This window comes from Sinorhizobium sp. KGO-5, from assembly GCF_036245905.1.
In the GTDB taxonomy this organism is placed as follows: Bacteria; Pseudomonadota; Alphaproteobacteria; order Rhizobiales; family Rhizobiaceae; genus Sinorhizobium; species Sinorhizobium meliloti_A.
Map to the genome: position 1 here is coordinate 392,226 of NZ_BDIZ01000004.1, position 26,175 is coordinate 418,400.

The window sequence follows — 26,175 nt, forward strand, 5'->3', positions numbered from 1 at the left end:
AGGCACCGGCGGCGGTCAGCCGCCGCCGGTCGTCCGACGCAGGAAAAGGCACGCCGATCGATAACGGCGGTCAAAAAAGGGGAAATTTCGATCGATGGCCTATGCCGCACGCCATGACGGCCTGCCCGCAACCCGTCCGCCGCTGATGAAGCGGATCGCCGACGCCTCTGCGCCCTATCTCTATACCGCTCCGGCGCTCATCCTGATCGTTACGGTCATGCTCGTGCCTCTGGTGCTCGGCATCTCCTACGCTTTCCGCGACATCCAGCTGCTCAACCCCTTCTCCGGCGGTTTCGTCGGCCTCGATCACTTCCGTGCGCTCGCCCAGGACCAGGCATTCTTCCGTTCGCTGCGCAACACGCTCTGGTGGACCGGCGCCTCCGTGTTCCTGCAGTTCGCCTTCGGGCTCATCCTGGCACTCCTGCTCGACAAGCCATTCTATGGGCGTGCGGTTGCACAGGCGCTCGTCTTCCTGCCCTGGGCGGTGCCGAGTTTCCTGGCCGGCCTCAACTGGGCCTGGCTTTTCAACCCCGTCGTCGGTCCGCTGCCGCACTGGTTCTTCGCCCTCGGCATCATGAGCCAGCCGACCAACATTCTGTCCGATCCCCAGCTTGCCATGTGGGGACCGATCATTGCCAATATCTGGTGGGGTATCCCCTTTTTCGCGATCACACTGCTGGCAGCGCTCCAGGCGATCCCGCGCGACCTTTACGAGGCAGCGAGCATCGACGGCGCCGGCCCGGTGCAGCGTTTCCTTTCGATCACCCTTCCCTTCCTGGCGCCCACGATCGCGATCACCATTCTGCTGCGTACGGTCTGGATCTCCAATTTCGCCGATCTCATCATCGTCATGACAAATGGCGGGCCGGCGGACCGAACCCAGATCGTCGCAAGCTACATCTTCACCCAGGCGTTCAAGCGGCTGGATTTCGGTTATGCCTCGGCGATCGCGCTGGTGCTGCTGGCGCTGCTCCTCGCCTATTCATTGCTGATCGTGATCCTGCGGCAGTGGCTCCTGAGCAAGGATTGAGACCATGCGCGCCAAACAAGCATTTCTGACCATTGCGCATCGCCTGGCGATCCTCGCTTATATCGCCTTCGCGCTCTTCCCGCTCTTCTGGCTGCTCAAGGTCGCCGTCACGCCGAACGATCTCCTCTATTCGGAGGGCATTCGTCTCTGGCCGTCGCGGGCGAGCCTCGAACACTTCGACTTCGTGCTGCGGCACAGCGCCTTCCCGGTGTTCTTCCGCAACAGCCTGATCGTTTCCGGGTCGACCGCCGTCATCGTCACCATCCTCGCCTCGCTCTCCGGCTACGCGCTCTCGCGCTTCCGGTTCCGCGGCAAATACTGGCTTGTCACGCTGATGCTGCTGACGCAGATGTTTCCTCTGGTGATGCTGGTCGCGCCGATCTTCAAGATCCTCTCGCCGCTGGGGCTGACCAACAGCCTCACCGGTCTCGTCGTCGTCTACACCGCCTTCAACGTTCCCTTCGCGACATTCCTGATGCAGTCCTTCTTCGACGGCATTCCGAAGGACCTGGAAGAGGCGGCGATGATCGACGGCGCGACGCAGTTCGTCGCCTTCCGCCAGATCATCCTGCCGCTGACGCTGCCCGGAATCGCCGCGACCCTCGGCTTCGTCTTCACCGCCGCCTGGAGCGAACTGCTCTTCTCGCTGATGCTGATCTCCGGCAACGCGCAGGCGACCTTCCCGGTCGGGCTCCTGTCCTTCGTTTCGAAATTCTCGGTCGACTTCGGGCAGATGATGGCCGCCGGCGTGCTGGCGCTGATACCGGCCTGCCTCTTCTTCCTCCTCATTCAACGCTATCTCGTCCAGGGCCTCACGGCCGGCGCGGTGAAAGGCTGAAACGCAATGGCTTCCATCGACATCGCCAACATCAAGAAGTCCTACGGTACCCACCCGGTGCTGCACGACGTCGACCTCAAGATCAGCGACGGCGAATTCGTCGTGCTCGTCGGTCCCTCCGGCTGCGGCAAGTCCACCCTTCTGCGCATGATCGCCGGGCTCGAGAGCGTGACCGGCGGCGAGATCCGCATCGCCGGCAGGCGGGTCAACGAACTCGCCCCGAAGGACCGCGACATCGCCATGGTGTTCCAGTCCTACGCGCTCTACCCGCATATGTCGGTCGCGAAAAACATGAGCTACAGCCTGAGGCTCCGCAAGACGGCCAAGGATAGGATAACGACGGTCGTTGCTGGCGCCGCTGCCAAGCTCGGCCTCGACCCGTTGCTCGATCGCCGCCCCAAGGCGCTCTCCGGCGGCCAACGCCAGCGCGTCGCCATGGGTCGCGCCATCGTGCGCGAGCCGAAGGCGTTTCTCTTCGACGAACCGCTCTCCAATCTCGATGCGCGCCTGCGCGAGCAGATGCGCGCCGAGATCAAGAAACTGCACAAGGATCTGGGCGCCACCTCCATCTATGTAACGCACGATCAGATCGAGGCGATGACGCTGGCGGACCGGATCGTCGCCATGAACGGCGGCGTGGTCCAGCAGGTCGGAAGCCCGCTCGATCTCTACGACCGTCCGGCCAATCTTTTCGTCGCCGGCTTCATCGGCTCGCCGGGCATGAACTTCTTCGAAGGTACCTACCACGCGGGCGACGCGCCGCGCTTCGAGATGTCGGATGAGATCGGCATCCCGCTCGACGCGGCCGCGCCCCTTTCGAATAACGCAAAGGTGACGCTCGGCATCCGTCCCGAACATGTCGTGCTTGCCGGCCACGGCCCGGAGACGCTGCTTGCCGGCGTCGATCTCGTCGAGCCGACGGGCTTCGGCATCATCCTGCATCTCTCGCTCGGGCGGGCGCCCTTCAAGGTCTTCACCAACGACCGGTCGTTCCTGACGGCGTCCGGCACGATCCCCGTCCACTTCCCCGCCCACCACCTGCATTTCTTCGATGCGGAGGGCAAGCGCGTCTGACGCACGCGCCGAATGGCGGCCCGCAGGTTCAGGCTTAGCCAGAAGGAGCAATTGACTTCTCTACGACAAGGACTAGCTTCTTTCCTGTCGCACGTATCAACCGCCCCGGCGCACCATTCCTTAAGAGAAGCAAGCACCGCCAAAGCAGATTTGACGATAGCCTTCCTTGCCCCGCGCCGGGCGAAATTGAGGAAGTATCATGCGAATTGCACTTGCTGCCCTGTCTTTTTCGGCACTCTCGCTCTGTCCGGTCGCCGGGCTTGCCCAGGAGGGCGATGCCGAGGCCGGCGCCACCGTCTTCAAGAAATGCGCCACCTGTCACGTGATCGACAAGGACCAGAACAAGGTCGGTCCTTCGCTGCAAGGCGTCATCGGCCGGACGGCCGGCACCCATGCTGACTTCAAATATTCGCAAGCCATGATCGATGCGGGCAAGGGTGGTCTCGTCTGGGACGAGGCGACGCTCGCCGAGTATCTCCATAACCCCAGGGCCATGGTCAAAGGCACCAAGATGGTATTTCCCGGCCTCAAGAAGGACGAGGAGATTGCCAATGTGATCGCCTACCTGAAGCAGCATCCCAAATAGGAATACTTGCGGGAAGCGAGAATTCGATCTCGTCCCGATGATTTGCCAGTATTTTCCGTTCGTGCAATAATTGTGATCGGAACTCTGCGATTGCGTATTCGTCTCACGGCCGATCACGGCGGGGGAGGGTCAGGGAATGGCGGTGGTAGTAATTCTGGTTCTGCTGGCCGTCGGCTCGGTGTTGTTCCATTTGCTTAGTCCCTGGTGGTGGACCCCGATCGCCTCCAATTGGAATTACATCGACAATACCATCACCATCACCTTCTGGATCACCGGCATCGCCTTCACCGCCGTGGTCCTGTTCATGGCCTATTGCATCCTGCGTTTCCGCCACCGACCCGGCAATACCGCCGCTTACGAGCCCGAGAACAGGCGGCTCGAAGGCTGGCTCGCGACGGGCACGACCTTCGGTGTCGCGGCGATGCTGGCGCCGGGCCTCTTCGTCTGGAACCAGTTCGTCACCGTCCCGCAGGATGCGACCGAAGTCGAGGTGATCGGCCAGCAATGGCTGTGGAGCTTCCGGCTGCCCGGCGCGGACGGTAAGCTGGGCACGACGGAAGCGCGCGATATCGCCCCCGAAAACGCGCTCGGGGTCAATCGGGACGACGCCGCCGGGCAGGACGACATCATCATCGAAGGCGGCGAGCTTCACCTGCCGGTCGGCAAGCCGGTCAAGATGCTGCTTAGGTCGGTCGACGTCCTGCACGATTTCTACGTCCCCGAATTCCGCGCGAAGATGGACATGGTGCCCGGCATGGTCACCTATTTCTGGTTGACGCCGACGCGGACCGGAACCTTCGAGATACTCTGCGCGGAACTCTGCGGCGTCGGGCACCCGCAGATGCGCGGTACCGTCGTGGTCGACACCGAAGAAGACTACCAGGCCTGGCTCGCCGAGCAGCAGACCTTTTCGCAACTGTCCGCATCATCGGAAACAAGAGCAATTCCAGGAAAAGCGTGTAGCGGCTTTTCGTCCGGAGTTGCGATCGAACAAGGAACCGGAGCATTCGCGCTTTTTGAAGAAGAGCGAGAATGCTTCGGCCCGGCGGCGACCACGGTCGCCGCCTCAGCGGCGCAGTAGGAGGTGCCGTGAAGTAGCCCCTGGGGAGGAGATATGATGGTCGACGTCCGGTCCGGTATTGGCGAGGCACTTCCGCCTCCCGAAGTCGAGGATGTTGAGCTTTACCATCCGCATAGCTGGTGGACGCGCTATGTCTTCAGCCAGGATGCGAAAATCATCGCCATTCAATACGGCACGACGGCGATCGCCATCGGAATGGTGGCGCTGGTGCTGTCCTGGCTGATCCGATTGCAACTCGGTTTTCCCGGAACATTCGAGCTGATCGATGCCGAGCGCTACTATCAGTTCATCACCATGCACGGAATGATCATGGTGATCTACCTGCTCACCGCCCTCTTCCTCGGCGGCTTCGGCAACTATCTGATCCCGCTGATGGTCGGCGCGCGCGACATGGTGTTTCCCTACGCCAACATGCTCAGCTACTGGATCTATCTGCTCGCCGTGATCGTCCTGGCCGCAAGCTTCTTCACCCCCGGAGGACCGACCGGCGCCGGCTGGACCCTCTATCCGCCGCAGGCCGTCCTTTCCGGCACGCCCGGCGGCAGGGACTGGGGCATCGTCATGATGCTCTCGTCGCTGATCATCTTCGTCATCGGCTTCACCATGGGTGGCCTCAACTATGTCGTGACGGTTCTCCAGGGCCGCGCACGCGGCATGACGCTGATGCGGCTGCCGCTGACCGTCTGGGGCATCTTCACCGCGACGGTGATGGCGCTGCTTGCCTTCCCTGCCCTTTTCGTCGCCTGCGTCATGATGCTCTTCGACCGGCTGCTCGGCACGAGCTTCTTCATGCCGGCGATCGTCGAGATGGGCGAGCAGCTGCAATATGGCGGCGGCAGCCCGATTCTCTTCCAGCACCTGTTCTGGTTCTTCGGCCACCCCGAAGTCTACATCGTCGCGCTGCCCGCCTTCGGCATCGTCTCCGATCTCATCAGCACCCATGCCCGCAAGAACATCTTCGGCTACCGCATGATGGTCTGGGCGATCGTCATCATCGGCGGCCTCTCCTTCATCGTCTGGGCGCACCACATGTATGTCAGCGGCATGAACCCGTATTTCGGCTTCTTCTTCGCCACGACCACGCTGATCATCGCGGTGCCGACGGCGATCAAGGTCTATAACTGGGTCCTCACCCTCTGGCGCGGCAATATCCATCTGACCCTGCCGATGCTCTTCGCCCTCGCCTTCATCGTCACCTTCGTCAATGGCGGGCTGACGGGTCTCTTCCTCGGCAATGTCGTCGTCGACGTGCCGCTCTCCGATACGATGTTCGTTGTCGCGCATTTCCACATGGTCATGGGCGTGGCGCCGATCATGGTGATCTTCGGCGCCATCTATCACTGGTATCCGAAGATCACCGGGCGCATGCTCAACGAGGCGATGGGCCAGATCCATTTCTGGGTCACCTTCATCGGCGCCTACGCCATCTTCTTTCCGATGCATTATCTCGGCCTCATCGGCGTCCCGCGCCGCTATCACGAGCTCGGCGAGGCAGCTTTCGTGACGGCTTCGATCGCCGAGCTCAACGCCTTCATCAGCGTCATGGCGTTTCTCGTCGGCGCTGCGCAGATCCTGTTCCTCTTTAATCTCGCCTGGAGCCTGCGCCATGGCCGGGAGGCCGGGGGCAATCCCTGGCGCGCGACGACGCTCGAATGGCAGACGCCCGAGACGCCGCCGCCTCACGGTAACTGGGGCGATGAACTGCCCGTCGTCTATCGCTGGGCCTATGACTACAGCGTCCCCGGCGCGCCGGAAGATTTCATCCCGCAGAACCAGCCGACGCCCGGCCGCCTCAGTCACGAGTCCGTCTCATGAGCATCGCCGCCTTCTTTCTGGCGGCGATCGCCGCCATCGTCGTCTGGTGGCTCGCAGGGCAACGCCTGACATCGCGCCCCTGGCTCGAGGTCGGTCACTTCCACGACCGCCGGGGCGCAACGCGTTTGCCGCCGGCGAAAATCGGCCTCGGCGTATTTCTCACCGTCGTCGGTGCGCTGTTTTCACTTGCGATCAGCGCCTATTTCATGCGCATGGCGTCATCCGACTGGGGCGCGCTGCCTTTGCCCGGCCTTCTCTGGCTCAATACGGGCATCCTCGCCGCCGGCAGCATCACCCTGCACTGGACCAGGGTCGAGGCAGAGCGGCGGAACGACGAGGCGGCTCGGATCGGTCTCCTGGCGGCGCTCGCCCTTGGCCTCGCTTTCCTCGTGGGTCAGCTCTTCGCCTGGCGTGCGCTGTCGGACGCCGGATATTTCCTGGCCGGGAATCCGGCCAACAGCTTCTTCTATCTGCTTACGGGCATGCACGGCCTGCACATCATCGGGGGGCTTTTTGCTCTCGGCCGGGTAACCGCACATGCCTCGCAAACACCGCTCGAAAACAGAACGCGCCTGTCGATCGAGCTTTGCGCCATCTACTGGCATTTCATGCTGATCGTCTGGCTGGTTCTCTTCGCTCTTTTTGCCGGCTGGGCCAGCGGCGTGATCGATTTCTGCCGCCAACTGCTGACATAGGAACCGTTGAGCATGTCTGCACCGATGAAGAAGCCCGCAGCAGAAACGCTCCCGCGCCCCGCCGGTCTGGCCGGGCTCGCGTCGGACTGGGCCTCCGACCAGCGCACCTTCAAGGATGTCTCCTGGGGAAAGGCCATGATGTGGATCTTTCTCCTCAGCGACACCTTCGTCTTCGGCTGCTTCCTGCTTGCCTACATGTCGGCGCGGATGTCCACCGCCGTTCCATGGCCCAATCCGAGCGAGGTCTTCGCGCTCGAAATCGGCGGAACGCACATGCCGCTGATCCTCATCGCCATCATGACCTTCGTTCTCATTTCGAGCAGCGGCACCATGGCCATGGCCGTCAATTACGGTTACCGCCGCGACCGGCGGAAGACCGCGGCGCTCATGCTTCTGACGGCGCTTTTCGGCGCCACCTTCGTGGGCATGCAGGCGTTCGAATGGTCGAAGCTGATCGCCGAGGGTGTGCGGCCCTGGGGCAACCCCTGGGGAGCCGCTCAATTCGGCTCTTCCTTCTTCATGATCACCGGCTTTCACGGGACCCACGTCACCTTCGGCGTGATCTTCCTGCTGATCGTCGCCCGCAAGGTCTGGCGCGGCGATTTTGAAACGGAGCGGCGCGGCTTCTTCACCAGCCGCAAGGGGCGCTACGAGATCGTCGAGATAACCGGCCTCTACTGGCACTTCGTCGACCTGGTCTGGGTCTTCATCTTCGCATTCTTCTATCTTTGGTGAGGGAGGGCATCGTGGCTCACGCGGAAATACATCCGGCACAACCTGCGGTCGCCCATACGGAGCACCAGCAGCACCCGATCAAGCTCTACCTCCTGGTCTGGGGGCTGCTCTTCGTCCTCAGCGCTCTTTCATACCTCGTCGATTACTTCGGCCTGCAGGGCTATCTCCGCTGGTCGCTGATCCTCATCTTCATGATGCTGAAGGCGGGCCTCATCGTGGCCGTGTTCATGCATATGGCGTGGGAACGCCTGGCGCTGATCTACGCGATCATTCTGCCCCCGCTGCTGGTGCTCGTCTTCGTGGCGCTGATGGTGTCGGAATCGAACTATGTCCTCTTCACGCGCCTCACCTTCTTCGGTGGCGGCGAGTAAAGGCGGCTGCCGAAAGGTCGCGTTTCGGCGGCGCGTCCGCCTGCCGCCTCCCTGTTCGAGGAAAAACCTGTTCCTCGCCGCCCCGCAGGGTGTATTTTCTCGCTATATCAGCTAGATGAGCATCCTCGCGGCCGCGACCGTCCCCGCCCGCCGCCCGCAACATTCTGGTCGTGCAGCACGACGATTATGTCGTAGACAGGCTCAACTCGCGGCGCGGCAGGCTCTAATATCCGGCTTCAAAACCAAACCAGGGTCGCATCAATGGCAGAGTTTCCGGAAAAGGCGAAGGTCGTAATCGTAGGACTGGGTGGCATCGTCGGCGCATCGATCGCCCACCACCTCATCGAGCGTGGCTGGGACGATATCGTCGGCATCGACAAGTCGGGCATCCCGACGGATATCGGCTCTACGGCACATGCATCCGACTTCTGCTACACCACAAGCCACGACTATCTCTCGGTCTGGACGACGCAGTATTCGATCGACTTCTTCGAGAAGATGGGTCACTACGCCCGGATCGGTGGTCTGGAAGTCGCACGCACCGGCGACCACGTCTGGATGGAGGAGATCAAGCGCAAGCTTTCCTCCGCCAAGGCCTTCGGCACCCGCGCACATTATGTCTCGCCGGCCGAAATCAAGAAGCTGTTCCCGCTCATCGAGGAAGATCAGGTGATGGGCGGCATGTTCGATCCGGATGCCGGCCTTGTCATCCCGCGCTCGCAGACGGTTGCCGGCAAGCTGGTCGATGCGGCGGAAAAGTCCGGCAAGCTGCAGATATTCGGCAATACGCCGGCAACTGCGCTGCTTGTCGAAAACGGCCGTATCAAGGGCGTCGTCACACATCGCGGCACGATCATGGCCGACCATGTCGTCGTCTGCGCCGGCATCTGGGGTCGCCTGATCGCTGAAATGGTCGGCGAGGACCTGCCCGTCATGCCGGTCGATCATCCGCTCACCTTCTTCGGCCCCTACAACGAATTCGAAGGCACCGGCAAGGAAATCGGCTTCCCGTTGCTGCGCGATCAGGGCAACTCGGCCTATATGCGCGACACCGGCGACCCGAGGACCACCGAGGGCGGCCAGATCGAATGGGGCTATTACGAAACCGACAATCCGCGCCTCTGCCATCCGCGCGACATCCTCGAAAAGCACGAGGCACGCCTGTCGCCCTCGCAGCGCGACCTCGATATGGAGCAGATCATCGAGCCGCTCGAGCGCGCCATGGAACTTACGCCGATCCTCGGCGAGCTCGGCTATAACGAGGGCCACTCCTTCAACGGCCTGCTGCAGGTATCGGCCGCCGGCGGCCCCTCCTGCGGCGAGAGCCAGAAGGTACGCGGCCTCTGGTACTGCGTCGCCATCTGGGTGAAGGACGGCCCGGCCTACGGCAAGCTGATCGCCGACTGGATGACGGACGGGCGTACCCATACCGACCACGCCTCGATCGACTACGCGCGCTTCTACCCGCACCAGCTCGAAGAGAAGTTCATCGAAGGCCGCTGCTTCGAGGCGGCGCAGAAGATCTACTTCCCGGCCGTGCATCCGCGCGAGCCCTATGCGAGCGGCCGCAACGTCAAGCGCTCGCCCTTCTACGAGCGCGAGAAGGAGCTCGGCGGCTACTTCATGGAACTCGGCGGCTGGGAGCGCGCGCACGGCTATGCCGCCAACGAGCACCTGCTCGAAAAATACGGCAACCGCATTCCGGTTCGCGAGAACGAGTGGGACAACCGCCACTTCTGGCGCGTTTCCAACGCCGAGCATCTGGCGATGAGCGAGGATTGCGGCATCGTCAACCTCTCGCACTTCCACATGGTGGATATCGAAGGGCCGGACCATGTGGAGCTTCTCGAGTGGCTTTGCGCCGCCAAGATCGGCGGAGACGGCAATATCGGCAAGGGCATCTACACCCACTTCCTCGATGACGAGGGCATGGTGCGGGCCGACTTCACCGTCTTCCGCATGAGCGACCGCTGCCGCCTCGTGAACGGTGCCGATGCCGGCCCGCGTGACTTCCACTATATGCGCCGTGTCGCGGAAGACCGGGGGCTCGACGTCACCATCACCGACGTTTCGGAGAAGTTCGTCACCATCGGCATCTGGGGCCCGAATGCCCGCGAAACGCTGAAGAAGGTCGTGGCGGAACCGGCCGGCCTCGATCCGGAGAATTTCCCCTTCGCCGCGATCAAGCAGATCGAGATCGCCGGCAGGCCGGTCTCCGCCTTCCGCATCTCCTATGTCGGCGAGCAGGGCTGGGAACTGCACATGAAATACGAGGACGGCCTGGCCGTATGGGATGCGCTGCGCGCCACGGGCGTCATGGCCTTCGGCGTCGAGACCTACGCGAACTCGCGCCGGATGGAAAAGAGCCTCCGCCTGCAGAACGCGGATCTTCTCACCCACTACAACCTTATCGAGGCCGACCTTGCCCGTCCGAAGGTCAAGGAAGCGGACTTCCGCGGCAAGGCGAAGCATATGGAGTACAAGGCGCGCGAGCACCAGCCCGCCATGCTCTGCACGCTCCTCATGACCGAGAACACCGACAGGAACGGTGTGAAGCGCTACCCCGTCGGCAACCTGCCGGTCATGGACCCGGAGACCGGCGAGGTGCTGGTCGACGAACTCGGCCGCCGCTCCTACACCACCTCCATCGCCTACGGCCCGACGATCGGGAAGAACATCGCGCTTGCCTATCTGCCCTGGTCTTACTGCCAGGTCGGCCGCAAGCTCAATGTCGAGTATTTTGCCGAGACCTATCCGGTCGAGGTCGCCGGCGTCGGCTACAAGCCGCTCTACGACCCGGAGAACCTGAAGCCGCGGACGTAACCGGGCCGGAGAACCTGCCCGTGGTTTCAGGCCGATCCGGCGGGAAACCACGTGGAAGCTCTGGCCGGGTTTGTCGGCATGTTTCCTTGTTCGTAGTCGATCAAAGGACGAAAACATGCAGCATAAGACGCGCGGCGCTGTAGGAGAGTTTTCGGAGGACTGCAATCTCTCCACCCTCATCCCTGTGCTCGTCACAGGGATGAAAGCAGCGCCGCGTCTGCGGCGCGGGAAGCGTTCTTTCAGCCCAAGGACTTGGTCTGGCTGGATTCCTGTGACAAGCACAGGAATGAGGGACCGGGGATGTGCGGCTCCTACAACTTTCGCTTGCGAATATGCGAGGGAAGCGTCAACCTGTGACGCCGATCAGCTTTACCCCGGCACGTCGCCCGCGTTCGGAAGAGCCGCGCCACGGGCTCTTACGCCGGCATTTCGATCTGTATCTTCACGTCCGTGGGGCGCGCCTCGACGGCGCGGTCGAAGGCGGCGATACTCTCGTCGAACGGAATGGTAGCAGAGATCAGCGGTTTCAAATCGACCTTGCCGGAGGCGATCAGTTCGATGGCGCGGTCGTAGACATTGGCATAGCGGAACACCGTCTCGATCCGCAGTTCCTTGGCCTGCATACCGACGATGTCGAAGGGGACGGGGTCGACGGGCATGCCGACGAGCACGACGGTTCCGCCAGGACGCGCAAGACCCGGAAGAGCAAGGATTGCGGGTGCGGCCCCGGAGCACTCGAAGACCACATCCGCCCCCCAGCCGCCCGTCGCCTCCGCGAGAGCCTCGGATGCCGCCTGCTGGCGGACATTGATTGTCTCGATACCTTCATAGGCGCCGATGACATCCAGTTTCGGCTGCGCGAGGTCAGCCACGTAGACTTTGGAGCATCCCCCCGCGAGCGCGGCCAGTGCCGTCATCATGCCGATCGGGCCGGCCCCCATGACGACGCCGACATCCCCCGGCTTGATGCCCGCGCGAAGGGCGGCCTGCACGCCGATGGCGAACGGCTCGACCATCGCCCCTTCCGCGAAGGACACGTGGTCGGGGAGGCGATAGGTGAAGGCCGCCGGATGAACGACCTCGGGCGTCAGGCATCCATGGACCGGCGGCGTGGCCCAGAACCGTACGGACGGATCGACATTGTAGATGCCGAGCTTGGATGACCGGGAGGAGAGGTCCGGAATTCCGGGCTCCATGCAGACACGGTCACCCTTCTTCATATGCCGGACTTCCGAGCCGACCTCCAGGACGACGCCCGCGGCCTCGTGACCCAGTATCATCGGTTCGTTGACGACAAAGGGCCCGATCTTTCCATGGGTATAATAGTGGACATCGGAGCCACAAACGCCGACGGTGCGGATTCCGATCAGCACGTCGGCGGGCGACAGATCCCGCCGGACCGGAATGTCGCGCAGCGACAATTGCCCCTTCTTTTCAAGTACAAGCGCTTTTGCCACTACCCGTTCTCCTCGTACAATAAGTTGCCGTTTACTGCCCTGGATCGAGATGGCTTTTGGGCCCGTGCCGCCTCTGCAGCAATTCGAGGAGACCCGCGCAGCGATTCCCGTCAGCAATTGCATCAAGGCAGAAGAGCTAGTGTGTTTTTGCGATTCGAAGAAGAGAAGAACGCCCGGCGAAGCTTATTTGCCGATGCAGAACATCTCATGAGGTGGTGGGGACGGTCGACCCCTGACGGAAGGATCGAAACCGAAACCATCATCGGACCGATGGATCATGAAAATGCGACCCCGGCATGACATCCGCCGGGATGGGGCAGACATAGGATTTCCCGTCCGTCTTCTCCAGCCATTCCGCCCTGGCGGCGGCAAGCAGGTCCGGCGAAGTCATCAGCGACAGACCCGTCGTGGCGAGCGTCTTGGCGGCATGCGCCATGGCCTTGTGGGCGATCGGGCTTTTGCCCTGCGCAACGACCTGCCAGGTATGCGGGTTGGTGCCGATCGCCCATGCCGGCGCCCAGCACTGCGCCGTCGGCGTCACCCAGCTGACATCGCCGACATCGGTCGAGCCGGCACGGAAGTGTGAATGGCCTTCGAATTCGCGCAGGCCGAGATGCAGTGGTGACGATCCATCGACATTGGCGTTGGAGAAGACGTCGCGCTTCATCTGGTAGAGGCGGATGCTGCTTTTGATTGCCTCTTGCGAGAACGTCTCCTGAATGGATCGGGCGAATGCGACGTCGGCCTCGTCGAAGGCGATCGGGCCGAGCGCCACCATATTGTCATGCATGGCGGTCTCGAGCGTGATATTGGGCAGGAGGTTGGTCGAGGCCGTATCGAAGACGATTTCCACCTCCGTCTCGGTCATCATGGCTGCGCCACGCGCCACCTTCTCGACGCGGCTGGCGAGATCCAGCGCCTGAGGCATTTCCGGCGCGCGGATCAGGTAGAGCACTTCGGCGTTCGCCTGCACGACATTCGCCGCCCTGCCCCCGGTATCGGTGATTGCATAGTGCACCCGGCAATCCGGCGGCATGTGCTCGCGCAGAAAGTTGACGCCGACATTCATGAGTTCGACAGCGTCGAGTGCCGAACGGCCGAGATGGGCTGCGTTCGCGGCGTGCGCGGCCACGCCCTTGAAGCGGTAGAAATATTCGAGAACGGCAAGATTGTTGGTGGAGCGCACTCCGTTGAACGGTGCCGGATGCCAGGTAAGCGCTGCGTCGACGTCGTCGAACAGGCCGGCACGCACCATGAAGGTCTTCCCGGAGCCGCCCTCCTCGCCGGGACAGCCGTAATAGCGCACCGTCCCGGGCAGATTGTGGGCCTTCAGATGCCGGGCGAGTGCGATTGCCGCCATCAGCGAACCGACGCCGAGCAGGTTATGGCCGCAGCCATGGCCACTGGCGCCTTCGACAAGCGGCTTCGCCTCGGCGATCCCGGCGGCCTGGCTCATGCTGGCGAGTGCATCGAATTCCCCCAGAAAGGCAATCACCGGCTTGCCGCTGCCGGACTCGCCGATGAAGGCCGTGCCCATGCCCGCCACGCCGCGCCGAACGGAAAAATCATTGTCTTCGAGAGCCTTGGCAAGCAGCCCGGCCGAGCGTTGCTCCTCGAATTTCAGCTCGGCGAAATCCCAGATGCTGTCGCTCAAGCGGGTAAACTCCGGTTTCATCAATTCGATCGCCGTGGCGATCGAGATCACGTCCTCTCGGTTCATGACATGTCCTCGTATTTCGAAGGGCGGGCGCAGGAGATCGCCCTGGCGCCTGCAGCGCTGCGCGCCTCTTCAGACACGCAAAGGTCGCTTCGCCGGGTCGGTCCGATGGGTGATGGATTGGCCGGGTCGGTGTTCTGCCGCCCGGCGCAGGCGATCAGGGGGTTCAGTCGGCGACCGACACCTCCCAAAGGCGGGCGTTCGACTGCCAGACCGGCTGGCCCTTCAGCTTTCTGGTCGCGCCCCAGACATCGACCATGTCGTAAAGGAAGATGCCCGGCATTTCCTTCAGCATGAGCTCGTGGAACTCGTCGAAGATCTTCTGGCGCTTGCCCTGATCAGCCTCGGCATAGGCTGCGTTCATCAGTTCTATAGCCTTCGGATCGTCCCACATCAGGGAAGCGTTCTCGTCCTTGTCGCCAACGTAGAAGGAATACATCAGGGCGGGGTCGAGACGCGGCGCGACCGACTGCGAAATGACCTGGTAATTGCCGGAACGGCGGCGGTCGACCTGAGTTGCGTAGTCCAGAACCTCGATCTGTACGTTGAGGCCGACCTGCTGCATCATCGCCTGCGCCATGACGGCGGCCGGGAAGCTCGGCACATTGCCGCGCTTGTTGGCGATGATCGAGATCGGCTCGCCGTTGTAGCCCGCATCCGCCAGCTCCTTCTTGGCGGCCTCGATGTCATAGGGAAGACGCTTCTTCTGCGTTTCGCTGAAATAGACCGAGTCCTGCGACACCATCGAGCCGTTCGCCTCGCCCGTGCCGTTGGAGGCCGCAGCAACGAGCTGATCCAGATCGAGCGCCATCGCCATGGCGCGGCGCACGCCCGGATTACTCAGGACCTTGTCGCGGGTCTGAATGTAGAAGAGGTTCTTGCCGTTATTGCGCGCGACGATCAATTGCATCGTTTCGCTCGACTGGAATTCGGGAATGAGATCCGGCGAGATTTCCGCCGTGTCGAGCACACCGGATTCCAGACCTGCCTTCACGGTCGAGGCATCCGGAATGACCATGAACTTGACACCGTCTGCAAGGGGCCGCTTCGAACCGACCATGCCATCCGGCTTTCCTTCGTTTGCCGGCGATACATAATCCGCGAATTTCTCGAGATGGATGTACTCGCCTTTCTTCCATTCCCCCCACATGAAGGGGCCGGTCCCGATCGGCTGGACGAAGCTGCCGTCGGCAGCGACCGATTCAGGCGAAATCATGCCGGTAAAGCCGCATTCGGGACGCGACATCAGGCCAAGGAAAACGGCCGACGGCTTTGCGAGCGTGATCTCGACGGTTGCCGCATCTGTGGCCTTGACGCCGGCGACAGGCGCGGCCCCGCCTTCTGCGAAATCTTTCAGGCAGGTCCACTTCGTCTCGGGCTTGAGGTAGCGCGTCCAGTTCCACACCACGTCGTCGGCCGTCATCGGTCTGCCGTTGTGGAATTTCACGTCGGTGCGCAGCTTGAACGTATAGGTCAGCCCATCGGCCGACATTTCGAAGCTCTTGGCTAGGAGCGGCTTCACTTCGCCGACATTGTTGTAGCCGACGAGGCCTTCGACGATGTGCAGGATGATGCTGTCGGTATTGCCGTCGCGGTTGACGCCCGGATTGTTGCTGCGCAGATCGGAGCTCTGCGCGATCGTGATGTCGCGTGCTGCTGCCATATTGGCCGTGGCGAGCAGTGCGGCGCCCGCAAGAAGAAGCTTTTTCATTGTTCTACCCTCTTTATTGATCGTTATGAGTGGAATCCGTCCCAGCAGGCACGCGAGAGCCTGCCGATCGTCTCGAGCGCCATCGTGTAACCCGGTGTGCCGTCCGGCATGACCTGCGGCACTTCGTCGGTATAGGCGGAGATGATGTAGAAGGGGGCGCCGTCGCGATAGACGATGCCGGCATTCATGCGGCCGCGCTTGCCCGTGCCGCCCTTGTGCGCAACCACCGTGCCGAACGGCAGGCGCGACGGAATGGCATAGCGCAGGATCTGGTTCTTCAGCGTCTGCAGGGCATAGGCGCACAACTGCGGCGATGTGCCGAGCTTCGCGATCGCGTCGGGAGAGGTCTGCGCGTCCAGGATCGTCTGCAACAGGAAGGCCTGGTCGCGGGCTGTCGTGGTCGTGACCGAGGTCAGCGAATGGTCCGGCGGCAGGGCCAGCGGCGGAATGAGGAAGCGATGATGCGTACCGTGCATGCCGATCGATTTGCAGTAGCTGTCCACTTCCTCCAGCGTCAGACGCTCGAACACCATCTTGGTGCAGACATTGTCGCTCAGCACCATCATACCGGTTATCGCGTCGCGCAACGAAATCACGATCCCGGGCGTCAGATACCGGAACATGCCGCTGGCGACTTCCTCGGCAAAGCGGGCTTCGTAAGTGATGGGCTCGTCGAGATCCAGCCGCCCCTCGTGCACCGCCTTCAGCGCCGCCATCATGATCGAGGTCTTGCGCGTGCTGGCAGAAGGCGTTTCCTCGTCGGCCCCGCGTTCGATCGTCTCTCCGGTCCTGAGGTTGTGCACAACGAAGCGTGTCACGAAAGGCTGCGCCTCGCAGATCTCCGCAAGCCTTTCCTTCACCGGGCCAGAATCGGTTAGCCTATCCACATCAATTCTCCAGACGCCATTTGAGTGTCACGCCGCCCTTTTCGTTCTGGTCGAGGGCGGGAATGGCCGAGAGAAGCCGGCGCGTATAGGCTTCCTTCGGACTGTCGAAAATCGTGTCGCGATCTCCCTCCTCGATGATCCGGCCGTCCTGCATGACGACGACGCGGTCGGCCACCTGTTCGACGACGCCGAGGTCGTGACTGATGAATAGGCAGGAAAAGCCGTAGCGTTTCTGCAGATCCGAGAAGAGATCGAGGACCTGCGCCCTGACCGTCACGTCGAGCGCGGATACCGGTTCGTCCGCGATCAGGAAGCGCGGGCGCCGCGCGATCGCACGCGCAATGGCGACGCGTTGGCGCTGACCTCCGGAGAGTTCGTGCGCATAGCGGCCGGCATAGTCGACCCCGAGGCCGACTTCCTCCAGCGTTTCCAGGGTACGCTTGCGCTTGGCCTTGCCATCGAGGCCCGGGACCAGCCTCAGCGCCTCCTCGACCAGCGCGTCGATGGTCATGCGCGGATCGAGCGATGAATAGGGATCCTGGAACACCATCTGGCAGTTGAGCCGATAATCGGTCCAGTTTTCGGTGCGCGGCCGTCCCTGGAACTGGATGCGGCCCTCGCTTTCCGTGACGAGACCGGCAATGGTTCGGCCGAGCGTCGTCTTGCCGGAACCGGAACCGCCGACGAGTGCCACGACCTCGCCCTCGTGAATGTCGATGCTGACGCCATGCAGCGCGCGCTTCGGCCTGTTCTTCCTGAACAGCGACTTTCGGCCTGCATAGTCCACGATGATATCGCGGGCCGAGATCATGGGCACCCTCGTCATGTCGATCTGGCGCGGCCGGCCGCGGAAGGGCAGCGAGGAGAGGAGCTTCTTTGTGTAGGGGTGCTGCGGTGCCGTGAGCAGGTCCTCGGTCCGGCCCTGTTCCACGATCGAGCCCTTTTCCATCACGACGATACGGCTCGTGTAGCGCGCCACCATCGGAAGATCGTGGCTGATCAGCAAAACGGCCGTACCTTCCGCCCGCGTCAGTTCCACCATCAGTTCCATCACGTCGCGCTGGATGACGGCATCGAGTGCAGTGGTCGGCTCATCGGCAATCAGCAGCGACGGCTTCAAGAGCATGACGGAGGCGAGCATGATGCGCTGGCGCATGCCGCCCGAAAACTCGTGCGGATAGGAGGCAAGCGCCCCCTCCGGATCGCGGATTCCGACCCGCTTCAACATGTCGAGGATGAGGGAGCGTCGCTCCTGCGCCGAAGCCTTGGTGTGCAGGATGAGGCCTTCCTCCAGCTGCCGACCGATCGTCATCGACGGGTTGAGCGAGGTCATCGGCTCCTGGAAGACGACGCCGATCTCTGCGCCGCGCAGATGGCGAAGCTCATTTTCCTTCATCTTCAGCACGTCGCGGCCCCTGTAGGACACCGACCCGCCGGCGACGTTGACGGTCGGCGGCAGCAGCGAGATCAGCGCTCGGGTCGCCAGCGTCTTGCCGGAGCCGCTTTCGCCGACGATGCCGAAGATCTCGCCCGGCGCGAGGTCGAAGGAGACCGACTTGACGACCTGATGGCCGGTTCTTGCGACTTCAAGCGAAAGGCCGCAGACGGTGAGAAGCTTGTCCATCGTCATTTCAGGCCCCTCATGCGCGGGTCGAGCCGGTCGCGGAGCGCGTCGCCCAGAAGATTGATGCCAAGCAGCGTCAGCGCGATGCACAGGCCGGGGAACAATCCGAGCCATGCGGCCTGCTGGAGGAATGGCCGCCCGGCCGCCAGCATGTTGCCCCAGGTCGGCGCCGGCGGCGGCACGCCGAGGCCCAGAAACGAGAGCGCGCTTTCCGACAGGATGGCCCAGCCGAACATGGAGGTGGCGAGAACCGTGATCGGCGCCACGCAGTTCGGCAGGATATGGCGCAACATCGTATAAAGTTCGCCATTGCCCATCACGCGCGAGGCCTCGATGAACTCCCGCTCCCTCAGCGAAAGCACGGCGCCGCGCACGACGCGCGCCATGGAAGGCGTATAGGCGATGCCGAGCGCGAAAATGATGCCGTACTGGTTGGCGCCGAAGACGGCGAGCAGCCCGAGCGCCAGCAATATGCCGGGAAAAGCGAGAAGCGCGTTGTTGACAGCCATGATGATGCCGTCCACCCAGCCGCGCGCATAACCGCTGATGAGGCCTATGAGCGTCCCGCAGATAGTGGCAAAGCCGACGGTGAGCGCGCCGATCCAGACGCTGGCTCGGGCGCCGACCATCAGGCGGCTCAAGACGTCCCGGCCGAATTCGTCGGTGCCGAGCAGATGCGCGCTGCCGGGAGCTGCAAGCCGCGCGGTGAAGGAGAGTTTCATAGGGTCGAACGGTGTCCAGAAGAGACCGACGGCAGCGGTGACGATCAGGATGGCGATCAGAATGCCGCCGATCAGTCCGTTGAGGGTGAACTTTTTCATTCGGCGACAACACGCGGATCGAAGAGAGGGTAGAGAAGGTCGACGACGAGGTTGACCAGCACATAGGAGAGCGAAACGAACAGAAGGCATCCCTGGATGACCGGGTAGTCGCGCGCGAAAATGCTGTCCACCATCAGTCGACCGAGCCCCGGAATGGTGAACACCGTCTCGATGACGGCAATGCCGCCCAGCAGATTGCCCAGGATGAGACCGATCATCGTCCAGGTCGGACCGAAGGCGTTCTTGAACGCATGGCGCCAGAGCACGGCGCTTTCCGACAGCCCTTTCGCACGGGCGTGGGTAATGTAATCGAGACGCAGCACTTCCAACGTTGAGGCACGCGCCATGCGGATCAGCACTCCCGCTTCATGGATGACCAGCGTCACGACGGGCAGGACGAGATAGAGCAGACCGGCGGTCAGATTGTCGCCGATCGAGACATAGCCCAGAACAGGCAGCCAGCCGAGTTCAAGCCCGAAAAGCAACAGCAGTAGCAAGCCGAGCCAGAAGGTCGGGATGGACAGAAGAACCGTTGCCGTTCCAACCAGAGCCAGGTCCGTCAGGCTGTTCTGACGCCACGCGGCAATTACGCCGGCCGGTACGGCAATCATGCTTGCCAGAAGCACGGCGACGACAACGATCTCCGCACTCACCAGAAAGCGCGAAACGACCAGCGGCAGCACGGCCTCGTCATTGACGATCGAGCGGCCGAAATCGCCTCGCAGCACATCGCCGGCCCAGATCAGGAATTGCTGGGGCATGGACTTGTCGAGACCGAGCTCCACGCGCATTGCTGCGATCTGATCGGGCTGAGCCATGTCCCCCAGCATCAACGCGGCGGGGTCACCGGGAATGAAGCGGATCAGTGCAAAGACCGCCACGGCGACAAGCACGATCGTCGGAATCGCCATCATCAGACGGCTCAGGATAAAGCGTAGCATCGGTTCCCCACGATTGATGGTCGAGTTGAAATCGAGCCATCATCGGTTTCTTCGGCCCAGACTATGCGGGAATGAGGAATGCCGCGCAATATTATGCATATTCGTCATAGCCTTATGCGGGCTTTGGAAGATTGCGGAGCAATGGAACTGAGGGCTTAAAAAGAGCCAATATTTTGCTTTTATTGATCTTCTTGCGAAAGCCGGATCTGCTTCTTCAGGGCGTCGCTGAGCGCCTGGGCGGCGATGGAGAGCGGAACTCCGGCGGCACGCACCAATCCGAATTCCTGTGTCGCGCGAGGCACGAACGGCCGGTATACGACGGGCAGGTGACGGTAGAGATTCGCATAGAAGCTGCTGATGATCGACACGCCCAGTCCATGCGCGACATAGGAACACGCAGAACTGTTGGTGTGGGTTTCGATCTTGACCATCTGCTTTACCCCCGCCCGCTGAAAGGCCTGGTCGAGCGCCATGCGGTTCGGCCGTTGCCGACCGATCAGGATCAGCGGCACGTTTCTCAGATGCTTGATGGTGATCTCGGGCAGTTCGGCAAGCGAGTGATCTTTCGGAACGACGCAGACGCTTTCACCGGTCGCAACCTTGTCGATCGCAATGCCCGGCCCCGTTTCGCCTTCGATACGTAAAAAACCGAGGTCGATCACGCGTTCCTCGACCAGTTTGGTGATCGCCGTGGTCGTCTCGAAGAACGTTTCGATGCGAACGCCTGGAAAATCCCTGACATAATCGATCAACATGGCGGGTGCGAAATTTTCCCACATGCTGCTCGGCAGCCCGATGCGGACGATCTCCGGCCCGGAGGAGCCGTTGCGAAGGTCCTCCGCATGGCCGGACATGCGCTCGATGGCCAGCAGGACGTTTTGCGCATCACGCCCAAGAACCGTCGCCTCCGGAGTCGGAATCAACCGGCCCTTGTCGCGGGCGAAAAGCGTGATAGCCAGATCGCTTTCAAGCTGCTGCAGCATGCGGCTCACTCCCGACTGGCTGAGACCCATGGCCTTCGCGGTCGCGATGGTCGATCCGGTTGCAAGGAGTGTCCGCAGGACTTCCAGTTGCTTGATGTTCATGGGGTCAACACCTTCGATGGCGGCATGTTCGTCCCGGCCAGCCGGAAATGCCCTGCTGGAAGGCCGGCGGTATCTTCGACAGAGGAAGCTCTTCGCCGCCGACAAAGCAATAGGTGACCGCCAGATAGAGCGTTTCAGTGTGTCATTTAAAGGCTGAAACGCTCTGTCGTTTTGAATCTACGCACTTCCCGACGGAAAACCGCGCACCCTTTCCCGCCTCCGCTCTATTGCAGCGCCGGGTTCGAGGCTTGCTCTTCATGGACCTCAAACGCGGGTCATGCTGCGACGGCGCCATTGGTCGAAGATCACCACGACCACGATGACGACGCCCTGCCGGTAGGCACGGGTCTTGAGCATCGGCCGCGCGCATCCAAGTCGGTTGATCAAATTTCGCCTAGCGGCACACCTCTCGCCAAGGCCAACTTCAGGAGCGCTTGAGTGCCGGGTCGTCGAGCGCCGGATTGTAGAAGAGCGAGAGCGTCAGGCTACGCGCGATGCGCTCTGCTGTGGCCATGAACCAGGCCTTCGCTTCCTCATTCGGCGCAATGTCGTCGAGCGTTCCAGCAAAGAGCCCCAGCCATTTCGGGAAGAGTTCCGGAGACATGTTGGCGACGCCGAGATGCGCCTGCACCGGCTTTCCGCCGTAAGCGCCGCTGCGGAAGGCAACGGCGGACCAGAAGCTTTTCATCTTCTCCATGTGCTCCGGCCAGCGTCCCGAAAGCCTTGCGTCGAATACCGGCCCAAGCTCCGGATGCGCGAGCACACGCGCATAAAACGTCTCGACCAGCCTACCGATGAACGCTTCATCGATCCCGAGTGCTTTCATCTCCGCTCTTGCGCGTTCGCGCATAGCGGGGCTTTGCACAGCGTGGCCCTGCAATTCGTCGCTCATACCATCCGCCCGGTTCGGTCGCATCTGCTGCCCACTATATAGGGATTGCGCACGTCGCGCCCAAAGCCGAACCGCAGAATGCGGCAATCTGCCCGACACGGACCAGGCCGTAAACGGCAGCGGCGGCAGTTGCAGTCAATACACGCTGTCGTAGGCCGCACAAATCTCCGTCTGCGTCTTGTCCGCCAGATAGGCGATCTCGCCCTCCTTATGCTTGACGTAGACGTCGGCAAAGCCTTCGGGGAACCAGCTGCACACTGTCGCATTGCCCTTGAAACGCTGTAGGGCCGCTTCGAGTGTCTGCGGCAGGCGGACGTAGCCGCGGGCGGCAAGGGCCTCCGCGCTCAGGAGCGAAAGATCTTCCTGTGTCGCCTCCGGCACCGCAAGACCCTCCTCGATGCCCTGTACCCCGGCATGGACGATTGCCGCGAGGGCAAGATGTGGATTGGCGGTCGCATCGGCCGCACGAAACTCGAAGTTGAACTGGGCGGCGCGGGCGATGTCGCTGATATCGGAAACCGGGCAGATGCGCACCGATGCCTCGCGATCCCGAAAACCGAGATTGTTGAAGGCTGCGCTCCAGCGATGCGGTGTGAGACGCAGGTAGGAGACCACGCTCGGCGCCGTGATCGCAATGATCGAGTCGAGATATTTCAGAATGCCGGCGACGAATTTTCCCGCAACTTCGGAAAGCTCATGTTTGCCGTTCGGATCGTAAGTGACCGGGGCACCCGCCGAATCCAGCATGCTCAAGTGGACATGCACGCCGTTGCCGACTCCGGCCGGATCGCGGATCGGCGTGAAGGTCGGCTCATAAGAAAGCTCGCGCGCGACGAGGCCGACGAGTTCGCGGGTAATCAGCGAATGGTCGGCGATGGTGACGCCCCTCTGGGGACCCATCGTCACCTCGAACTGACCGGCGCCGAACTCCTTCAGGATCGTATCGGGCGTCACGCCAGCCTCGCGCATTGCCGCGATGATCGCCTCGCAGAAATGCCGTTCCTCCTGGAACCCTCCGAGCGTGAAGGCCTTGCCGATTTCGCCAAGGCGGTGCTTGAGCTGGAATTCATGCTCGAAGGCACCGTAAAGCGTGACACCCGCCACGCTCTGCAGCCGCTCCAAGGCGGCCTCGAGAATAGAGCGCGTGCAGAATTCCCAGGAGCGGCCGTCGGTATAGCGAATGTTACCGAGAACAAAGTTCTCCTTCGGCGCCCCCTCCTCGCTTTCGAAGCTGACGCAGGTCGACGGATCGGGAATGAGCACGAGGTCGCCGAGCGAGCCGAAGGGGCTTTCGGCGATCGCGTCGAAGCAGGTGATCTGTACATTGGTCGGCGTCCAGCCGACGCCCCGCTGCAAGCGCTTGTCCATCTGCGCCAGCGGAAAGGCCTTGCCGCGCACCTTGCCCGAGAGATCGCCGCAGCAGGCGACCATCATTTCCTCACGTTTCATCTGAGTCCCCGTTGATCCTGTCCTGATCGTAGCCCGGCATCGCAAAGCGGATGCCGTCCCAATCCTTGATGCGCTTCTGCGTCGCCTCCCAATCGGTCTCCGAGACGCGCACGATGAGTGCCTCGACGAGCGCCATGGCAGCGGAAACCGTGTCCCAGGCCGTGCCGGCGTCGATCGGCAGCGCGACGATGTGATCGGCGTTGCGGGCAGCCGGCGACATCCACTTGTCGGTGACGACGACGATGGTCGCGCCACGCTTCTGGGCGATGTTCTCGGCAAGGCGTGCGAGGCTGAGCTGGTAACGCCGGAAATCGATCAGCAGCACGACATCTTTCCTGCGCATGCGCAGCACATGCTCCGGCCAGAACTCCGGGTTGTCGGCCATGTGGTAGATGCCGCTGCGGATCTGCCTGAGATGAATCGACAGGAAGGAAGCGATGCTGTTGCTGACACGCCCTCCGAGCAGGAAGATGTTGCGCGACGGGTCGGCGAGAAGCTCGGCCAGAATGTCGAACTGTGCCTGCGAAACCATTCCGGTCATTTCCCCCATGACGGCCGAAACACGCGCGACATATTCCGACAGGAACTCCGAATGGCCGACCGGCCTCTGGCTGGATTTGAGGTCCAGGGGCGAGCGCCGGCCCTCCTTCAGCTCGGCGATCAATTGCCGTTGCAGGTCCTGGAAACCGCCGCAGCCGATCTTACTGACGAAACGGGTGATGGAGGGCGCGCTGACGCCAGTCTTGGCCGCCAGTTCCTGAATGCTTTCCAGGCCGGTGAAGGGGTAATCGGCGAGAATGGCATTGGCGATCTTTCGCTCGCTGGCCGTCAGCTGCCCGGCGGCCTCGCGGATCCTCGTGCGGATCGTCGTCGACGATTTCCCATCGCTCATCGGTGTGTCTTCCCTTGGTTGGAACGAATATTCGCGCCCTGAAAAAAATTAGTCAAACGGAAAAATCAGATTGACTATGATTGAAAAATTTCTTTGACTGTTCGCCATCGAAGGCCACGCCGCCGGACCGCACGACGGATCTCATCTCATGCTCAGGCTCGCAGATCGCGACACGACCAGATTGCTGCAGGCGGGTGACCCGGATCCCGTAGAATGGATCAATCCTACCGGCCGATCGGCGATCTTCTTGACCTGCGAACATGCGGGCCGCGCGCTGCCTGCAGCGCTTGGCGATCTCGGCATTGCACCCGAGGAAATGGACCGTCACATCGCCTACGACGTCGGCGCCGAGGGTGTTGCACGCGGCATTTCCGAACGCCTCGATGCAGCACTCGTCCTGCAGCGCTACAGCCGGCTCGTCATCGACTGCAATCGCCCCTTGGAAGCGACGGACTGCTTCGTGGCGCAGAGCGACGGAACCGTCGTTCCGGTCAATGCCGACCTGTCCGATCGCGAACGTCGCGGCCGCTACGTGGAAATCCATCAGCCGCTGCACGAGGCGATCGCCGTCGCGCTCGACCGGCGACAGGCGGCCGGCAAGCCGCTCTTCCTCGTCTCGGTACATAGCTTCACGCCCGTCATGCGCGCGACCGGCGCCGTCCGGGATTTCGAACTCGGCCTTCTCTACAATCGCGACGCCCGTTTCGCCGAACGGCTGGCCGAAGTCTTCCGCGCCGCCAATACGGACGTTACCGTCAGGCTCAACGAGCCGTACCACGTCGACGATCTCTCCGACTACACGATCCCCGTGCACGGCGAGCGGCGCGGCATTCCGCATGTGCTTCTCGAAGTGCGCAACGACCTCATCAACGACGCCCGCGGACAACAGGAATGGGCGGACCGGCTGGCCGGCCCCCTCCGACTTGCGGCAGAAAGCATCGAAGGAACCAATGATGGCCGCTGACCATCCGACCACCCGCGACGTGCCGCTCGACCCGGCCGCTTCCGCCATCCTGTTCATCGACGTGCAGAACTTTTCCGTCAGCCGCGATGGGGGCGAGTTCAAGGATGTCTCCGATGCGGATATTGCCGGCAAGTACGGCTACTACTTCAACCGTATCCGCGAGGTGGCGATACCGAACATGCAGCGCCTGCTCGCCGGTTTCCGCAAGGCCGGCATCGAGGTGCTGCACACGACGATCGAGAGCCTGACGAAGGACGGCCGCGACCGCAGCCTCGACTACAAGATCACCGGCTTCAACGTGCCGAAAGGCTCCTGGGATGGTAAGGTAATCGACGAGCTCGAACCGCTGGAGGACGAGATCGTCTTCCCGAAGAGTTCCTCCAGTGTCTTCGTCTCCACCCATATCGACTATGTGCTGCGTAATCTCGGGGTGAGGCAGATCGTGCTGTGCGGCCTCCTGACCGACCAATGCGTGGAATCGGCAGTGCGCGACGCCTGCGACCTCAACTATCTGGTGACGCTCGTACCGGATGCCTGCGGCACCTATTCGGAGGAACGCCACTACACCTCGCTGAGCGCAATCAAGGGCTATTGCCGCCAGATATCGACCGACGATCTTTTGAAGGAAATCGGGCAGTAACCTTTCCGAACGGCCGATGGGAGGCAAATAGGGAGCATACGAGGGCG

At 62.2% G+C, this 26,175-nt stretch carries 23 protein-coding genes; 12 read left to right on the plus strand and 11 right to left on the minus strand.

Translation table 11 applies throughout. The features are described 5' to 3' along the window. The first annotated feature begins 94 nt into the window (after positions 1-94). From BHD07_RS20270 to BHD07_RS20315, 10 genes are all read left to right on the plus strand, one after another. On the plus strand, positions 95-1,030 hold the full coding sequence (locus BHD07_RS20270; protein WP_018095792.1) for a carbohydrate ABC transporter permease: 936 nt from the start codon (positions 95-97) through the stop codon (positions 1,028-1,030). A 4-nt stretch (positions 1,031-1,034) separates the two neighbouring features. Then, entirely contained in the window at positions 1,035-1,868 is an 834-nt protein-coding gene (locus BHD07_RS20275) for a carbohydrate ABC transporter permease (protein ID WP_018095793.1), read from the plus strand. Positions 1,869-1,874: 6 nt separating this feature from the next. Beyond that, the gene (locus BHD07_RS20280; RefSeq protein ID WP_275597472.1) at positions 1,875-2,942 is read left to right on the plus strand and encodes an ABC transporter ATP-binding protein; all 1,068 of its coding nucleotides are present in this window, start codon (positions 1,875-1,877) and stop codon (positions 2,940-2,942) included. A gap of 199 nt (positions 2,943-3,141) precedes the next feature. Continuing rightward, positions 3,142-3,528 (plus strand): c-type cytochrome, encoded by a 387-nt coding sequence (locus tag BHD07_RS20285; RefSeq protein WP_275597471.1) that lies wholly within the window; start codon positions 3,142-3,144, stop codon positions 3,526-3,528. A 136-nt stretch (positions 3,529-3,664) separates the two neighbouring features. Beyond that, positions 3,665-4,609, plus strand: coding sequence for a cytochrome c oxidase subunit II (locus BHD07_RS20290; RefSeq protein WP_100671936.1), 945 nt, complete (start codon positions 3,665-3,667; stop codon positions 4,607-4,609). A 33-nt stretch (positions 4,610-4,642) separates the two neighbouring features. Beyond that, positions 4,643-6,424: a cytochrome c oxidase subunit I gene (ctaD, locus tag BHD07_RS20295; protein WP_375341922.1), complete on the plus strand. Its 1,782-nt coding sequence runs from the start codon at positions 4,643-4,645 to the stop codon at positions 6,422-6,424. Then, positions 6,421-7,119 (plus strand): cytochrome c oxidase subunit 3, encoded by a 699-nt coding sequence (locus tag BHD07_RS20300; RefSeq protein ID WP_275597469.1) that lies wholly within the window; start codon positions 6,421-6,423, stop codon positions 7,117-7,119. The genes ctaD and BHD07_RS20300 overlap by 4 nt, the downstream gene beginning before the upstream one ends. A gap of 12 nt (positions 7,120-7,131) precedes the next feature. Further along, on the plus strand, positions 7,132-7,854 hold the full coding sequence (locus tag BHD07_RS20305) for a heme-copper oxidase subunit III family protein (RefSeq protein ID WP_275597468.1): 723 nt from the start codon (positions 7,132-7,134) through the stop codon (positions 7,852-7,854). Between the two features lie 11 nt (positions 7,855-7,865). Then, on the plus strand, positions 7,866-8,225 hold the full coding sequence (locus BHD07_RS20310) for a cytochrome C oxidase subunit IV family protein (RefSeq protein ID WP_018095800.1): 360 nt from the start codon (positions 7,866-7,868) through the stop codon (positions 8,223-8,225). Between the two features lie 261 nt (positions 8,226-8,486). Beyond that, positions 8,487-11,048, plus strand: a complete 2,562-nt coding sequence (locus tag BHD07_RS20315) for a GcvT family protein (RefSeq protein ID WP_275597467.1) — start codon at positions 8,487-8,489, stop codon at positions 11,046-11,048. A 416-nt stretch (positions 11,049-11,464) separates the two neighbouring features. Here the strand turns inward: BHD07_RS20315 and BHD07_RS20320 are convergent, their stop codons facing one another. From BHD07_RS20320 to BHD07_RS20370, 11 genes are all read right to left on the minus strand, one after another. Continuing rightward, positions 11,465-12,505: an NAD(P)-dependent alcohol dehydrogenase gene (locus tag BHD07_RS20320; protein WP_338282854.1), complete on the minus strand. Its 1,041-nt coding sequence runs from the start codon at positions 12,503-12,505 to the stop codon at positions 11,465-11,467. A gap of 259 nt (positions 12,506-12,764) precedes the next feature. Continuing rightward, positions 12,765-14,225 (minus strand): M20 family metallopeptidase, encoded by a 1,461-nt coding sequence (locus BHD07_RS20325; protein WP_100671942.1) that lies wholly within the window; start codon positions 14,223-14,225, stop codon positions 12,765-12,767. 163 nt (positions 14,226-14,388) lie between these two features. Then, the gene (locus BHD07_RS20330) at positions 14,389-15,933 is read right to left on the minus strand and encodes an ABC transporter substrate-binding protein (RefSeq protein WP_100671943.1); all 1,545 of its coding nucleotides are present in this window, start codon (positions 15,931-15,933) and stop codon (positions 14,389-14,391) included. Between the two features lie 23 nt (positions 15,934-15,956). Continuing rightward, a complete protein-coding gene (locus tag BHD07_RS20335; RefSeq protein ID WP_198516704.1) occupies positions 15,957-16,820 on the minus strand; it encodes a serine hydrolase in 864 nt (287 codons plus the stop codon). Position 16,821: 1 nt separating this feature from the next. After that, complete coding sequence (locus BHD07_RS20340) at positions 16,822-18,450, minus strand: dipeptide ABC transporter ATP-binding protein (RefSeq protein WP_100671944.1); 1,629 nt, start codon at positions 18,448-18,450, stop codon at positions 16,822-16,824. Further along, positions 18,447-19,265, minus strand: a complete 819-nt coding sequence (locus tag BHD07_RS20345; RefSeq protein WP_275597461.1) for an ABC transporter permease — start codon at positions 19,263-19,265, stop codon at positions 18,447-18,449. Before BHD07_RS20345 ends, BHD07_RS20340 begins: the two co-directional genes overlap by 4 nt. After that, on the minus strand, positions 19,262-20,206 hold the full coding sequence (locus tag BHD07_RS20350) for an ABC transporter permease (protein WP_100671946.1): 945 nt from the start codon (positions 20,204-20,206) through the stop codon (positions 19,262-19,264). The genes BHD07_RS20345 and BHD07_RS20350 overlap by 4 nt, the downstream gene beginning before the upstream one ends. Before the next feature lie 179 nt (positions 20,207-20,385). Continuing rightward, entirely contained in the window at positions 20,386-21,291 is a 906-nt protein-coding gene (locus tag BHD07_RS20355; RefSeq protein ID WP_100671947.1) for a LysR family transcriptional regulator, read from the minus strand. A gap of 424 nt (positions 21,292-21,715) precedes the next feature. Then, positions 21,716-22,183, minus strand: a complete 468-nt coding sequence (locus tag BHD07_RS20360; protein WP_100671948.1) for a group III truncated hemoglobin — start codon at positions 22,181-22,183, stop codon at positions 21,716-21,718. Between the two features lie 135 nt (positions 22,184-22,318). Continuing rightward, a complete protein-coding gene (locus BHD07_RS20365) occupies positions 22,319-23,632 on the minus strand; it encodes a glutamine synthetase family protein (RefSeq protein WP_100671949.1) in 1,314 nt (437 codons plus the stop codon). Further along, positions 23,622-24,524 (minus strand): MurR/RpiR family transcriptional regulator, encoded by a 903-nt coding sequence (locus tag BHD07_RS20370; protein ID WP_018095850.1) that lies wholly within the window; start codon positions 24,522-24,524, stop codon positions 23,622-23,624. Before BHD07_RS20370 ends, BHD07_RS20365 begins: the two co-directional genes overlap by 11 nt. Before the next feature lie 148 nt (positions 24,525-24,672). On the opposite strand from BHD07_RS20370, the gene BHD07_RS20375 reads away from it, so the two are divergent. Then, on the plus strand, positions 24,673-25,488 hold the full coding sequence (locus tag BHD07_RS20375; RefSeq protein ID WP_100671950.1) for an N-formylglutamate amidohydrolase: 816 nt from the start codon (positions 24,673-24,675) through the stop codon (positions 25,486-25,488). Next, positions 25,478-26,128 carry an isochorismatase family cysteine hydrolase gene (locus BHD07_RS20380; protein WP_198516705.1) on the plus strand — a complete coding sequence of 217 codons (651 nt, stop codon included), beginning with the start codon at positions 25,478-25,480 and terminating at the stop codon, positions 26,126-26,128. Before BHD07_RS20375 ends, BHD07_RS20380 begins: the two co-directional genes overlap by 11 nt. Positions 26,129-26,175: the final 47 nt, after the last annotated feature.